Below are 13,228 nucleotides of genomic sequence, written 5' to 3'. Positions count from 1 at the left end.
TATAAAGTATCCTTTCCAAGCTTCTAAAATACTTCATTCAGGGAATAATCTATGTCTAAAATTTACTTCAGCTTTTTATTTATCGCCTTATCCTGGGTAAACCTATTGCCAGGGCAGAATAACTTTGTGGTCATCCTTGCAGATGATTTAGGTTGGACCGGGACCTCTGTACAAATGCTTGCCAATGATCCGGCCACTAAAAGTGATTTTTATTATACCCCCAATCTGGAAGCACTGGCACAGGATGGAATGATCTTTCCTCAGGCCTATGCACCTGCACCTAAATGTGCACCTACCCGAGCCAGTTTACTGACGGGAAAGACTACCGCCAGAACCAAGACTACTACGACAGGAAACGGTTTGACAACAGGAGAATTATTGGTGCCTGCATCCAATGATTCAGAAATCAAGACAGCGGATACAACCTTTGCTGAATGGTTGAAGAATACGGGACTTAATTATCGTACAGCGCATTATGGCAAATGGCATCTGAGCAATGGAGGTCCTAATGCTCATGGATTTGATGACAGCGATGGAAGTACCAGCAATGGAGATGGAGATACAGGGAGTACTGTTGCCCAGAGCGATCCCAAACGCATTTTTGAACTTACCAATAAAGCCATCAACTTTATCCAGACTGCCAAAAACGATGGCGTGCCTTTTTATGTGCAACTTTCCCACTACGCGGTACATACGGGGATAGAGGCCCAGCAGGCTACGATAGATCTTTATAATGATCCCAGCAGTCGGGCAGCCGGTAGCACCCATACAAATCCTGAATACGCAGCTATGACGGAGGATTTGGATACGGGTATTGGTATGCTCTTGCAGGAATTGACAAATCTCGGCCTTGATGGAAATACCTATGTGATTTTCACCTCAGATAATGGAGCTTCTGCAGGCCAGTCTTCCAATACTCCTTTGAGCAGAGGAAAGACGTTCATATTTGAAGGAGGTATTCGAGTTCCCTTCATCATAAAGGGTCCTAATATTCCTGCAGATAGCCGAAATGATGAAGCCATAGTCCTGTATGATCTTTTTCCTACCCTTGCGAGTCTTAGTGGTTCAACTCAGGCCTTACCTGCTCTTACTGATGGGAAAGATTTTTCCGCTTCACTGCTGGGAGGTACTCCTAATCCAGCCAAGCCTATTTATTTTCATTCTCCACACTATGAAAACAATCCGGCAAAGACTCCACGTTCGACCATTGTGGAAGGAGACTATAAAATGATCGCAGAGTACGAGACCGGAAATTTCTACCTCTACGATCTCGCCAATGATATAAGTGAGTCCAATGACCTTTCGGCTTCATTGCCCGCCAATGAATATGACCTTCGGGTAAAACTCCGTAATCACCTACGAGATGTAGGCGCACGTATGCCTTCCCTCGATCCTTCACATCCCAATTTCTCCGGCACAGGCAATGATGTAGATGATGATGGACTGGATGATAGCTGGGAATTTATCAATCTACTCACCTATACTTACGGCCCTAATGACGATCCCGATAATGATGGCATTAGCAATATCGATGAATTCAATAATGGGAGCGATCCTTATTCTTTGACTACTTCTATCAATGAGTTACTGAGCCATGATGCGATTTTGGTATATCCCAATCCCGCAAAAGACCTCCTTAAGCTGGATGTGGGAGAAAATGAATCGAAATTCCTGTTCTACCGTTTGTTGGATTTGCAGGGGCGAACGCTTTTAAATGGAGAGCAATTCACCTCAGAGATTTCCGTAGCGGGATTGATTCCAGGCCATTATATGTTGCAAATGGGATTTGAAGGAGGGCAAGTTTATCGGATGGTGGTAGTTGAGTAAAAGGAAACCCCAAAGAAACCCCAGCTAAGCTGTCATTGCGAGCCTGTACTACAGGCGAAGCAATCTCCTTGAAACCTAATAATTATTTGTAGTCAAGGGGATTGCTTCGGTTCCCTCGCAATGACATGCTGTAGGAGAAGGTAGAAGAGCATCCCAACTCAACACCCTAACACGCTAACACCCAAACACTTCTTTTTTTACACAAAAAAAGGACCTCAAATGAGGTCCTTTATGTACACGTCGTCGAGATTATAAGCTGGAACACAGCTTATGGCGCTTTCTTTAAAAGCTGATGAATCTCCTGTTTCCAGTTATTCCAGGTCTCAGGAGTTTGGACCCCATCAGTGAAAGCGTCCATAAGGGGTGTTCTACTTGCGTCTTGTTTGTTAGGTTTATTAAATGATGAGCGGGCTAGAATTGCTATCGAGTTATCCTGTGGTTTGTTGTTGTAATCGGGACCTAAGTGGGTCGTGGCTCTTTCTGATCTTCCTTCCAGCTCCTGGACCCCCATAGCCTTCCAGGTGAGGAAGAGTAAGAGGAAGCTGGAGAGAAGGATCAGATTTTTCATATTAGCTGATATTTATACTGTTTTCATAAGGATAAGACCTGAGCTTTCTTTTTGTACTTATGTTTTTTTAATTTTTTTTAAAAAAGTTGAAATCCGCTCCTTCTACTATTCTCGTATATTGGGAAAAAACCCTTGAAACATGCCCAAATCCAATGATTATCACTTCAATACCTATTGGCTATTAGAAGCCACAGAAGAGGAAATTTTTAATATCCTCAATAAACCCAGCCAACTCAGTCGTTGGTGGCCGTCGGTTTATCTGGATGTGGAGGTGATCGAAGAGGGGCCGGTAGATGGGATGAAACAGCTGGTCAATGTCTTTACCAAAGGATTTCTCCCCTATACCATTAAATGGAGTTTTCGCTCTACTCGTAAGGTTTTTCCTCAGCGATTGGAACTCGAAGCTTTTGGGGATTTGGAAGGCAAAGGTGTATGGAACATCCGGCAGAAAAGTGGATCAAAATATTGCGAGGTTCATTATGATTGGCGAATAAAGGCAGAAAAGCCTTTGTTCAGAAACTTTTCCTTTATCCTGAAACCTATTTTCGAATTCAATCATGAATGGGCCATGCACAGAGGAGAAAAAAGTATTAAACTGGAAGTATTGCGGCAGCGGGCAGAAAATGAAGAAGAGAAGAGAATGATAGGACATCCACCAGGCCCAACTTTCCCCCACAACTTCTTAAAGAATAAGGTCTTTTAGAAAAGAAATTCCCTTTTCCTTTACTATATCCCCCTGCTTCCAATCTTCAAGCGTGAGTTCGACAGGAATATCCGGTTCTATGCCATAGCCCACAAATTCACGGGAATCCGGATAGCTACATTTTCGGGCACAAATCCTTGCTATACCTTCTCCGGGGAGTTTTAAAAAGACTGCTGCTCCTGTACTTCCACAAGTTTTACTCCCCATCAATTTGCCTCTATTCAGACCTTGAAAAGAAACCAGAAAGTCCTCACTGGAAGAGGCCGTATCGGGACTTGTCAAAACAAGCATAGGAAACAAGATTTTCGGAGCCTCCTGATCATTGAGGTAGGGACGATTCTCTTCCAATTCCCAAACCCTGCCCTGATAATACTTCATAAACAATACCTGATCGGCTTCTGTAGGCTTCCAATCGGAATTGGGTTGAAAGGCGAGGAAAGATCCTAAAGCTTTGTGGCTGGGCAAATGTTTGCGGCTACTGCCTTGTACCTTAGGAATGAGCTGAGCATCTGTGAAATATTTGAGGATTTCTCTCGCAATCTGGCTATTTCCTCCCAGATTGAAACGAAGGTCCAGGAGGATGGCATTGGCAGCATAGAGTAGGGGAAGCAGTTTGCGAAAAGACTCTAAAACTGCTTCGCTATTAAAATTATTGATCTGTAGATGCGCAATTCCTTCTTCGGTGAAATCGCAACTTACATCCTGAGCTTTTTTAAATGGACTTCTTATCCAATCCCTCGATTCTTTTGCTTCTTGTATGCCTTCCCACTTCCCGGTCATTCCCTCATGCTCATAGGCTAGCTCAATCTTTTCTCCTATCCTTCCTTTCAACAAATCCTGAGTCGCCCAATAAAGTCTACTATGAGGAGCAGATGCAGCAGTATAGGGCAGAACTTCTTCCTCCAGGTACGCTAAAGTCGCTTTCCCGTTTATACTTTTCACTTCGGCGAAAAGAGGAAGTTTATCTGCTAAGCCTTTGGCAACATTTACTATATGAAATTTACCTCCGATTGCTTCGATATGAAAGGGAAGAGATGTGATGCTTTTGCCTATATGTGGAGGGAAATAGACACTGCTATGTGCGTCTTCCAGAAGCGCAGTAAACTGTTGGAGCAAACGATAATATTCATACAAATCCTCAGCTTCTATGACTTTAGGGATAAAGTCCTGATAAGCTGCTTCCCAATCCAAATCCGGAACCTGATCAAAATACGCGAAATTATAATTGGCCTCCTTCCATATTTTTGAGAGCCCCAGAATTCGTTCTGCTATGGATAGTTTGCGTTCAGGCATTTACTCTATGAGCTGATCGGAAACTCGCTTGAAACCATCTATGCGAATCTGATGATCCTTGATTTCTACAATGGAAAAACTATTGTTTTCCAGACCTTCATAATCCACCATGGCTAATTGGGTGATGTAGTGAATCCCATTGATCTTGCTGTGTTCTTCTGCATGCACATGCCCCTGAAAGACGACCATGACTTTCTGGGACTTTTCCATGATTTGCTGAACCTCCGCAAAATTATTTACGTGGTATTGATTGTCGTTTCGCCGAAATTCATAAAGGGGATGATGGCAAAAAACGAGTGTGGGCAAGTTTGTTTTTTCCAAATCCGCTTTCAGCCAATCCAATTGTGTTTGAGGAATATTGGGATCTTGCCAGTCCGCTCCCTCAGCATAAAACTGATCCCTGCCATCTTTGTGGTAATTGGCATCCAGGACCACACAGTGAAAACCATTTTGATCAAAAGAGTAATAGCTTTTATCTCTGGCAATCCCTGTATTCTCTATATGTTGAAGAAAATCCGCTTTGGTAATGCTGTCTACATCATGATTTCCGATTGCATGAAAAGTAGGTCCTTTGAAGCCTTGAAAAACGGATTCGATCTCGTCCAAAAATCCCAGGGTTTCTTCACGATTAGGAGTATTGCCCTCGTCTTTGAAATCGCCCAGATGCAAAAGAAAGTCAACCTTTTCTTCATTCATGATCCGTACCGCTTCCTCCGTTTTGGCCAGTGACTGATCATAACGGCGATTTTTCCAATTCTCTTTTCGGGCATAATGAGAGTCAGCCAGTAAACCAAATCTCAATCTCTCTTTGGAAGGTCTGCAGGCTAAGGCAGGTACAACCAAAAGACTAGTGCTATACATAGCAGACAGTTTTAGGAATTTCCTGCGGTTGAGCGCATAGGAAAGACCAAAGGAGGCAGAATTGTCGAAGGTGTTTTGCATATCAACTCATCTCAACTTTCTTATAATTTGGGCCTGTGCATGAGGACAGCAGCATTTCTGAATCAGACTAAATATAGGCTTCTTTATTTTAATATTTGAATAGGAAATACATATATGTATGTTTGGGCTGAATTGATCGATCTATGAAGCCGCTATTTCTTCATGTTTGGAACTATAGTAAAGAACAGTTTCGTTGGCAACTATACCTACCTATCGCCATATTTTTATTGGTGATTTTTAGCTTCAATTACAGCCTGGATTTTGAGGACCAATACATTGATACGATCAGAAACTATCCGGCTCGGGCATTGGCCTATACGACTTTTCTGCTTTTTCCCTTTTTGTTTGCAGCCTTTTGTATCTCAAAAGTTAAGAAAGCTGATTTTTTGCGGAAAAGAGAGTTTTGGTTAAAGGTGATAATCGCTTTTGTAGCACTAGGTCTGTATCGGGCCATTGCGTTAGAGGGAGCCTTTTGCCAATGGCTGGAAATGGATGGATGCCGCTTTGTCTGGCGGGTTTTGAGGCGATTCAATCGATTGATTCTGTTTTTTATTCCTCTATTGATCTTTTGGCCAAAGGATCGACAACATCTCAATTCCTTTTATGGGATGAAGTTCAAATGGGAAAGTTTCAAAATGTATTTCCCACTGCTGGCGATTATGTTGGTAATTATCGGTCTTGCAAGTTTCGCCGAGCAGTTTCAGAATTACTATCCCCTCTATGCTAAAAGTGGTTCCGCTCGATTTATCAAGGAAACCGCAATCCCTGAGTGGCTGGCTGTTTTGATCTTTGAGAGCGCCTATGGATTCAATTACCTTTCAATAGAATTTTTCTTTCGGGGATTTCTCATCTATAGTTTTGTGCGCCTGCTGGGACCTGAGGTAGTATTGCCTATGGTTTGTACCTATGCGGCTCTTCATTTTGGTAAACCCTTCCTCGAAGCCTTTTCCTCAATATTCGGAGGATATATATTGGGCGTGCTTGCCTTACGAACGGAAAATATCTGGGGCGGTGTCTTGCTTCATGCGGGCATTGCCCTACTTATGGAGTTTTTTGCCTGGCTCCATTAAAAAAAGGTCCGGACCGAAAAAGGAAGCCCGGACCTATTAGCAGAATATCATTTATTAAGCTTCTGCTGTATGTAAAGAAGTCTTTATTCCCTCTTTCGCATAAAGGAGTTGACGAATACTCACCAAGTGACAGAATAGTACCGCGGGTGCAACAAAAGCCGGTAGCCATACAAAGGGAAAATAGAGGATGGCAATATTAGGCTGATCAAATCCGAACTGCTGAAAAGGGAAGGGGGCAGAAAGCAATGCATTTGCGATGATGAATAACAAAAGGCATAGGCCCAAAACATTCCAGGCCAGGAGGAGATTTCTATTCATTTTCCCTTTTTGTATACCAAAGTAGGCCACAAATGGCGCTGTAATCCCTCCAATGATATCAAAGTTTCTGCCTGCGAATGTCATAAGCTCAGGAATGACCTCACTGAGGGCCAACCAGTACAACACAAATTCTACCGGGATTCTGATGATCGAAAGCCAGGTCATAGCTTCCAAATCCAGGCTATCCAGATAAGCTTTCCCCTTTTCACTATTGAAAAGGTAGATAATGAGAAGAAAAATGGGTCCAAATACCAATAGAAATCTTGGCAGCATATCCTGGGTATGCAGATGGTAAAAACCATTCATGGCCAGGAGTGCATGTACAATCAACCAGAGGACAATACCTCCTATGATCGTATTCTTCAGTCGTTTTTCAATACCTGATCGACTTTGTACCCAATAGAAGAGGATCAGACTAGCAACAGTTGTCAGTATAAAACTGAGGGGAATATAAGTTGGCAAATTTTCTAACATGATGTGGTGCTTAAATTAGTTGTATATACAAGTGTATGGGTAAAATTTTAGGCTTTGATATCTTCCATGTTTGAACGAATGGCCTCTGTGATGATGTCGATTTGCTGGAGGTTGAAACTACCCAGAATATCCTGAACCTTATGATGAAGGTTTTCCCAGACTGGCGCAATTTCGTCTACGAGATTGTAGCCTTCATCCGTCAAACTAAGTACAGAGCTTCTGGAATCCTCTCCTTTGTTTATCTGGACCCAGGCTTTCTCCATGAGCTTTTTTAGATCTCTACTCATTGTAGAAGCATCTAATACCAGCAAATCAGCAATCGTTTTTTGATTGATACCCGGATTTTTACCAATGATAAAGAGAATGGAAAGCATACTTCCCCTTAGGCCAAAGGGATTGATTTTCTGCTGATATGCGGCATTGATCATGCGATGCAAACGTCGGAGACGGGCATTGACACAAGTGGCAGGGTTTATCCTGTCAAAATTTGGGGTAGCCGGTCTTTGATCTTTGCTCATAAAACAAAGATAAATAAAATACTTGTATATGCAAGTAAATTTTAGGGGCTCTGGACGAATTTGCGGAAGTTTTCTTCTATCATGCCTTTGGTCCACATTTCATCGTGAATCAAAAGCTTATATCTAAGGCGAGTGGGTTTTCCTTTGACGAAAAAGACCGAATGTCTGCCCGGCCAGGCGGGATTTTGCATGCTATTTTTCTCCCGTAAAATCCATCCCTGAAAAGGGGAGGGGTTATCGGGATGATTCATAATAGTTATGCGGCTTTGTACAGATGCATCTGGAGCAAAAGTTCCATGAAAGCTTATCCAGTTACCTGCTTCAACGGCCGTGTTTTGAGCTTCCACAACTCCCTGTTTGGCATGAAAACTAATGTCTTCTGGTAATTTCAAACGAGCTGAAAATCCGCCATATCCTTTTTCATCATTTGATCCTCCCAGCTTACTCCCCAGATAATTGGCAGTGATGGAGATGTCAAATTCTATTTCAATAGCATCCGAGCGTTCTCCATTGACTTTGATGATGGTTTTTTCCCGGAATAACTTTTCTTCTCGACTTTTAGAAGGGAGCATGCCTAACCAGTTTATGCTCGCATGTATTTCCAAACTTGACTGATTGCTTTTCGTCTTTAGCTTATCTACCTCCCAGCTTATTCCTCTGCAATCCCATTGGTCCGCCATCCATTGATCCTCTACGATCATCTGATGCCAGGCCCAGAATATGCCTCTTTGATGCAAATGATCTTCTGGAAAGTCTTCGGTCAAAACCTCGCCATTCAGTCCGTACAAAGGATGAATATAATTGGCCCGAGGATATTGTCCATCCAGGCTTTTGGTTTTGGTTTGGTAGAAAAAAACTGCCTTTCCATCTCTGTATATCTCAATCCCATCATCTTTGGCTTTGGCATATAGGCCAATTGATTCCTGAGCAGAAAGAGAGGAAAGAGTGAAAATAAAGGAAAGGAATAGAATGTGAATGTTATAAAATTTCCGGGTCATGTGAGTCAATAATTTTTCCCTAATAAAAGGAGCCACTTTCTTTGTCGCGCTTTATGAGAGATGCCTGCCGTACCAAAGCCTGTATGCATATATATACCCCCTCATGTAGTAATTGAACTGCTGCAAGTGCCATGCCGAGATTGATGTCTGCATCCGAATTGCTAAATCGCTCCGGACGCATAGCTCCGGTAAGGATGATAGATCGGTTTTTTACCTGACGTTCCAAATATTGTGCACTCTCAATTAAAGTATCCGTTCCATGGGTGATGATGATCCTTTTTTCTTCGCGCCCTTCAATGATTTTTACCAAATTTTGTCGATCCTCGGCTGTGATATCCAGGCTGTCTTTTTGAAAGGCTGTAATGATCTCAAACTCAATTTGAGTATCCAGTTTTGCGAGAATTCTTTTCATCGCTGCTTCCCCAAATTCAAAAGCATAGCCTCCCTGTTTTCTGGGATAATCTTTATCAATGGTTCCACCGGTTTGGATAAAAAGAATCTTCATAGGTCTAAACTAGGAAGAAATTCTTTGTTGATTAAAAACCTGCACGCATCTGTAGAAGAAAATTTTCTCGATAGGAATTGCCAATAGGGATTTTCAACTCAGCTAGGCTAATCTCATCCTTTTCAAAAAAACTGATCTTACGGCAATTTACAATGAATGATTTATGGCACTGAACAAAGTATTGAGGTAAATGAAGGAGAGCCTCAGCTACGCTTTGCCTTGCTATCACCTTGCCCGCTGCCAAATAGTAGCTCATATAATTTCCATCCTTTTCCAGGTATAATATATCTGAAATTTGTACCGGATATTGTCTGCTTCCACTTTTAATCAATAATTGCTGGCTTTCGAGGGCTTCTGCCTGTTTTTCTTGTTTGAGGACTTTTGAAATCGCTTTGCCAAATCTTTCCAGACTGATGGGTTTGAGAAGATAATCGATCGCATGTACCTCATAACTTTCCGCAGCATACTCTGAATAGGCAGTCGTAAAAATGAGCTGGATATTTGGGTCAATCATTTTGGAAAGTGCCAGACCGGAGAGATGTGGCATATTGATATCGAGCAAGATGAGGTCAATCTTACTCTGAGACAGGTACTCAAAGGCTTTCAATGCATTCCGAAAACTTGCCTGGCAAGACAGCATAGGAAAATGCTCTACATAGGATTCGAGCATTTGTATAGCCTTAGGCTCATCATCTACAATTATTAACTTAATCATAGCTCAGGCTTAATTCTACGCGATAGTCATTCGAACGATCAATTTCCAAAATATGTGCATCTGGATAAACCAGTTCAAGTCTTTTCTTGATAGCAGGTAAACCATTTCCTCCCTCATTTGGATTATGGATTTCCGGGTGAATGGGATTGCTTATTTGGAAAAGGATTTGGCCTGCTTTCTCCAGGTAAAAAGTTATAGATATCAGGGACTGCTTTTCAGGGAGAATACCATATTTAAAGGCGTTTTCGATAAAAGGTATAAAAATGCCAGGTTCGACAAATATGGCTTCGGAATCTCCTTTTACCTCTAGTCTGAACTCTAGTTCTCCTTCTTCAAATCGATCCTGGTACAAAGCGGCAAAATCACGAATGAATTCTATTTCTTTAGAAAGAGAAACCTGCTCATGCTTTGCTTCATATACAACATAGCGCAATAAGGAAGATAATTTACCAATGCTCTTCGCCAACTTTGGATTTGTTTGCTGATCTACCATCGCCAGCAGATTATTGAGGACATTGAATAGGAAATGTGGCTGCAATTGGGCTCTTAATAGACTGAGTTCTGCACTTTTCTTTGCAAAGAGTAACTCCTGATTTCGCTTATCACTTGCCAGCCAAACTTTCCCTAATCCATAAGCTGTCGATAAGCTAAAATAAAAGAACAAAATCCCAATAATCAGGGAAATTGCCGGATACAATTCCAGGCTAAAAACCGAGACTCCCCTTAGGCCCAGATAAAGGAGAAAAGCAGCCATAAAAATAAATGCTGAAGAAAGTAGAATTGACAATCTGGCTTTGCCGCTCAGCAATTTTTTGAGGTTCCAAAGATTTAGGTAAAACATAGCCATTGAAATAATGACCAATAAGCTGAGTTGCAGCATCAATCCTTCGTTCCGACTAATCTGGATATTTTCCACTCCATTGATGATCTCGATTTCCTGAGCCTCTATAGAGAAACTACTGATGATCAGCCAGGCACTGGACAGCCAAAAAATAAGATTGATACATCCTTCCAGCCACTTCTTTTGCATGCTTAAAAATAGGATTCTTTGGGCAGCTACGGTAATTGCTGTTATGAACGAGGCATTTATGTTATGAAAGCAATGAAAAGCCAGAGGAAGTCTATTTGATTCGTTCTTACCAAAAGCAGGGCCATTCCTACCATTTTTCTATCTGCTATTCGCATTCTCAGTATTCTTGAGGAAAAAATGAAAGTACTTACCCTATTTCTCAGTTTAATTTTCTGTTTACCCCTGGCATTTGCCCAAGATGCAAAGCTGGATATTTCCCGCCTGGAGCCGCAAATAGATAGCTTGGTTAAGCAGTATGTAGATTTGGATATTTTTTCTGGCATTGTGCTGGTTGCAGATCAAGGAAAGGAAGTTTACCATAAGGCTTTTGGCCTGGCTAATCGTGAAAAATCTTTACCCAACAAACTGACTACAAAATTTGATATAGGCTCGATGAATAAATCCTTTACCAAGGTCTTGATCATGAAAATGCTGGAAAATGGCCAATTGAAAATGGAGGATAAATTGGGCGATATTCTCTCCGGTTTTCAAGCAGAAGCGGCAAAGGGAATTACTGTTGAAATGTTGCTCAATCATAGCTCGGGTATAGCTCCCTATTTTTATCCGGGCTATTTCGATGCACCCAAAAAAGATAAAACTATTGCAGCTTTGGTGGAAAGGATAAAAAAGAAAGCTTTGCTTTTCCCTCCGGGGGAAGAACAGGAATACAGCAATGCCGGATATGTGGTGCTTGGAGCTATTATTGAAAAGCTGAGTGGAAAACCTTACACAGAAAATGTAAAGGAGCAAATCCTCCAGCCCCTATCCATGACAGAAACCTATGTGGAAGAGGTGGATAAGATTAAGGACAGAGCAATAGGCTATTTCAAAAACTATAAAGGAGACTTACAGAATAATACGGGCTTTGTAGAAATTCCCAAACCAGATGGAGGTTTTCAATCTACTACTCGGGATATCTTGCGTTTTTATCAGGCCTATTTTTATGGAGAGGAGCTTTGGTCAGATGAATTAAAGCAGATGGATGCTCTCTATCCTTATTTGCAAAAATTTAAAGAAAATGGGCAGCCCATGGCTTATGCGGGTGGCTATGAGGGAGCAAATACAGTTTATTTTGAAAACCTGCGAGATAAAATATCCGTCATGGTTTTTGCCAATATGGATGAACCGGTTGCCGAACAATTAGGGGCAGGTATTTTGGACTTGATCAAAGGAGAGGAAGCTCCCAAACCCCATCTCCCTGCTGTTCAAAATGTATTTAAAGCCTACAAAAAATCGGGAATCAAATATGTTGAGAATAATTTCAAGGAGCTGACCCTTAATTTTCACGCGACAGACCCCAGAGATATGATTCTGAATATGTTGGGCTATCAGTTGATGAGAGATAAGAAAGTACAGGACGCCCGAAATATTTTTGAATTGAATACTCGACTTTTTCCCGAGGTCCCTAATGTTTGGGATAGTTTGGGAGAAGTATGCCTAAAACTGGGAGATAAGATTAATGCAAAAAAGTATTACGAAAAAGCCCTAAGCCTCGATCCGGAAATGGAATCGGCGCAGCATGCTTTGAGGAAGATGAAGTAGCTAATTTATAGAAAGAATATCTCAAGGCTTCGAAGCAATCTCCTTGATCCTAAAATACTATCGGGATTCCAGGAGATTGCTTCTTCTGATTTTAAGTCTCGCAATAATCTTTTAGGGCAGGCAATTGGCAGCTTTCAATCCAGGGCCTGCGCACTCAAAGCCAATCCCTGTATACAAACCTGCTCCTTTTCTATTATACAATGTTTCCAAAGGTGCAGATAAACACTAATCTCTGATTCTGATTCCCTTTCCATAGCAATGAGATCAGAAAAATCAGTTTCCAATTCCAATACAGTAAGAGTCAGTAAGTCTTTATGGTCCTGGTATAAGACTTCCAAATCCGGATAGGATAGGCATCTCAGTCTATCAAAAACCTCAAATTGATCCCATTCATAGGGATCTTCTTCCTTTTCTCCTGCTACAAAGGGATCATAAGCATGGGCAAATATCTCCAGAAAAAGATCTCGACTTAAATGAATCTCAATGGGAAACTTGTGAAAATCTGGATGGGCCAGGTTTCTTTCTTGTCCGCGATTCAGGTAGCTGGTAGAGACAAATTCCTGTTTTTTCAGGGCTCTCCCATTGATCAACCATTTGATTTGGCAAGTAATTGATTTGTCCAGGGCTTTCATCTCAAATACAGTTTCTCTTTAAATGGGCTTAGCTTTCTCCGAAAAATTTGGCTT

The 13,228-nt window shown here is 41.6% G+C and carries 14 protein-coding genes; 4 read left to right on the top strand and 10 right to left on the bottom strand.

Annotated elements, in window-relative coordinates; translation table 11 throughout:
* Window positions 1-51 precede the first annotated feature (51 nt).
* Window positions 52-1,827, top strand: coding sequence for a sulfatase-like hydrolase/transferase (locus tag R8P61_15320; GenBank protein MDW3648435.1), 1,776 nt, complete (start codon window positions 52-54; stop codon window positions 1,825-1,827).
* A gap of 268 nt (window positions 1,828-2,095) precedes the next feature.
* Here R8P61_15320 and R8P61_15315 read toward each other — a convergent pair whose 3' ends face one another.
* Window positions 2,096-2,395 (bottom strand): hypothetical protein, encoded by a 300-nt coding sequence (locus R8P61_15315; protein MDW3648434.1) that lies wholly within the window; start codon window positions 2,393-2,395, stop codon window positions 2,096-2,098.
* Window positions 2,396-2,534: 139 nt separating this feature from the next.
* On the opposite strand from R8P61_15315, the gene R8P61_15310 reads away from it, so the two are divergent.
* The gene (locus R8P61_15310; protein ID MDW3648433.1) at window positions 2,535-3,098 is read left to right on the top strand and encodes an SRPBCC family protein; all 564 of its coding nucleotides are present in this window, start codon (window positions 2,535-2,537) and stop codon (window positions 3,096-3,098) included.
* On the opposite strand, the gene R8P61_15305 is transcribed toward R8P61_15310, so the two are convergent.
* Together R8P61_15305 and R8P61_15300 are read right to left on the bottom strand one after the other, a co-directional pair.
* Window positions 3,078-4,391 (bottom strand): S41 family peptidase, encoded by a 1,314-nt coding sequence (locus R8P61_15305; protein ID MDW3648432.1) that lies wholly within the window; start codon window positions 4,389-4,391, stop codon window positions 3,078-3,080. The genes R8P61_15310 and R8P61_15305 overlap by 21 nt on opposite strands.
* Window positions 4,392-5,333: a metallophosphoesterase gene (locus tag R8P61_15300; GenBank protein MDW3648431.1), complete on the bottom strand. Its 942-nt coding sequence runs from the start codon at window positions 5,331-5,333 to the stop codon at window positions 4,392-4,394.
* Window positions 5,334-5,476: 143 nt separating this feature from the next.
* Between R8P61_15300 and R8P61_15295 the strand changes: the two genes are divergently transcribed.
* Window positions 5,477-6,403 carry a CPBP family intramembrane glutamic endopeptidase gene (locus R8P61_15295; protein MDW3648430.1) on the top strand — a complete coding sequence of 309 codons (927 nt, stop codon included), beginning with the start codon at window positions 5,477-5,479 and terminating at the stop codon, window positions 6,401-6,403.
* A 54-nt stretch (window positions 6,404-6,457) separates the two neighbouring features.
* Here R8P61_15295 and R8P61_15290 read toward each other — a convergent pair whose 3' ends face one another.
* Genes R8P61_15290 through R8P61_15265 form a run of 6 tightly spaced genes read right to left on the bottom strand, consistent with a single transcriptional unit; the run spans window position 6,458 to window position 10,961 of the window.
* A complete protein-coding gene (locus R8P61_15290) occupies window positions 6,458-7,195 on the bottom strand; it encodes a hypothetical protein (GenBank protein MDW3648429.1) in 738 nt (245 codons plus the stop codon).
* Window positions 7,196-7,242: 47 nt separating this feature from the next.
* Window positions 7,243-7,713 (bottom strand): MarR family winged helix-turn-helix transcriptional regulator, encoded by a 471-nt coding sequence (locus R8P61_15285; protein MDW3648428.1) that lies wholly within the window; start codon window positions 7,711-7,713, stop codon window positions 7,243-7,245.
* Between the two features lie 41 nt (window positions 7,714-7,754).
* Window positions 7,755-8,711, bottom strand: a complete 957-nt coding sequence (locus R8P61_15280; protein ID MDW3648427.1) for a DUF6807 family protein — start codon at window positions 8,709-8,711, stop codon at window positions 7,755-7,757.
* 19 nt (window positions 8,712-8,730) lie between these two features.
* Window positions 8,731-9,216 (bottom strand): asparaginase domain-containing protein, encoded by a 486-nt coding sequence (locus R8P61_15275; GenBank protein MDW3648426.1) that lies wholly within the window; start codon window positions 9,214-9,216, stop codon window positions 8,731-8,733.
* Window positions 9,217-9,247: 31 nt separating this feature from the next.
* Window positions 9,248-9,931, bottom strand: a complete 684-nt coding sequence (locus R8P61_15270; protein MDW3648425.1) for a LytTR family DNA-binding domain-containing protein — start codon at window positions 9,929-9,931, stop codon at window positions 9,248-9,250.
* Window positions 9,924-10,961 (bottom strand): histidine kinase, encoded by a 1,038-nt coding sequence (locus tag R8P61_15265; GenBank protein ID MDW3648424.1) that lies wholly within the window; start codon window positions 10,959-10,961, stop codon window positions 9,924-9,926. Before R8P61_15265 ends, R8P61_15270 begins: the two co-directional genes overlap by 8 nt.
* A 177-nt stretch (window positions 10,962-11,138) precedes the next feature.
* Here R8P61_15265 and R8P61_15260 point away from each other — a divergent pair, with 177 nt between their 5' ends.
* Window positions 11,139-12,542 (top strand): serine hydrolase, encoded by a 1,404-nt coding sequence (locus R8P61_15260; protein MDW3648423.1) that lies wholly within the window; start codon window positions 11,139-11,141, stop codon window positions 12,540-12,542.
* A 134-nt stretch (window positions 12,543-12,676) separates the two neighbouring features.
* Here R8P61_15260 and R8P61_15255 read toward each other — a convergent pair whose 3' ends face one another.
* On the bottom strand, window positions 12,677-13,174 hold the full coding sequence (locus R8P61_15255; GenBank protein MDW3648422.1) for a hypothetical protein: 498 nt from the start codon (window positions 13,172-13,174) through the stop codon (window positions 12,677-12,679).
* Between the last annotated feature and the right edge of the window lie 54 nt (window positions 13,175-13,228).

The organism is Bacteroidia bacterium (assembly GCA_033391075.1).
GTDB lineage: Bacteria > Bacteroidota > Bacteroidia > J057 > J057 > JAWPMV01.
This window is presented reverse-complemented; position numbering and strand designations above follow the sequence as displayed.

What these genes read in the sequence shown, in the direction of transcription:
- R8P61_15320 (MDW3648435.1), top strand. Translation starts at nt 52, where the DNA reads ATGTCTAAAATTTACTTCAGCTTTTTATTTATCGCCTTATCCTGGGTA.
- R8P61_15315 (MDW3648434.1), bottom strand. Translation starts at nt 2,395, where the DNA reads ATGAAAAATCTGATCCTTCTCTCCAGCTTCCTCTTACTCTTCCTCACC.
- R8P61_15310 (MDW3648433.1), top strand. Translation starts at nt 2,535, where the DNA reads ATGCCCAAATCCAATGATTATCACTTCAATACCTATTGGCTATTAGAA.
- R8P61_15305 (MDW3648432.1), bottom strand. Translation starts at nt 4,391, where the DNA reads ATGCCTGAACGCAAACTATCCATAGCAGAACGAATTCTGGGGCTCTCA.
- R8P61_15300 (MDW3648431.1), bottom strand. Translation starts at nt 5,333, where the DNA reads ATGCAAAACACCTTCGACAATTCTGCCTCCTTTGGTCTTTCCTATGCG.
- R8P61_15295 (MDW3648430.1), top strand. Translation starts at nt 5,477, where the DNA reads ATGAAGCCGCTATTTCTTCATGTTTGGAACTATAGTAAAGAACAGTTT.
- R8P61_15290 (MDW3648429.1), bottom strand. Translation starts at nt 7,195, where the DNA reads ATGTTAGAAAATTTGCCAACTTATATTCCCCTCAGTTTTATACTGACA.
- R8P61_15285 (MDW3648428.1), bottom strand. Translation starts at nt 7,713, where the DNA reads ATGAGCAAAGATCAAAGACCGGCTACCCCAAATTTTGACAGGATAAAC.
- R8P61_15280 (MDW3648427.1), bottom strand. Translation starts at nt 8,711, where the DNA reads ATGACCCGGAAATTTTATAACATTCACATTCTATTCCTTTCCTTTATT.
- R8P61_15275 (MDW3648426.1), bottom strand. Translation starts at nt 9,216, where the DNA reads ATGAAGATTCTTTTTATCCAAACCGGTGGAACCATTGATAAAGATTAT.
- R8P61_15270 (MDW3648425.1), bottom strand. Translation starts at nt 9,931, where the DNA reads ATGATTAAGTTAATAATTGTAGATGATGAGCCTAAGGCTATACAAATG.
- R8P61_15265 (MDW3648424.1), bottom strand. Translation starts at nt 10,961, where the DNA reads ATGCAAAAGAAGTGGCTGGAAGGATGTATCAATCTTATTTTTTGGCTG.
- R8P61_15260 (MDW3648423.1), top strand. Translation starts at nt 11,139, where the DNA reads ATGAAAGTACTTACCCTATTTCTCAGTTTAATTTTCTGTTTACCCCTG.
- R8P61_15255 (MDW3648422.1), bottom strand. Translation starts at nt 13,174, where the DNA reads ATGAAAGCCCTGGACAAATCAATTACTTGCCAAATCAAATGGTTGATC.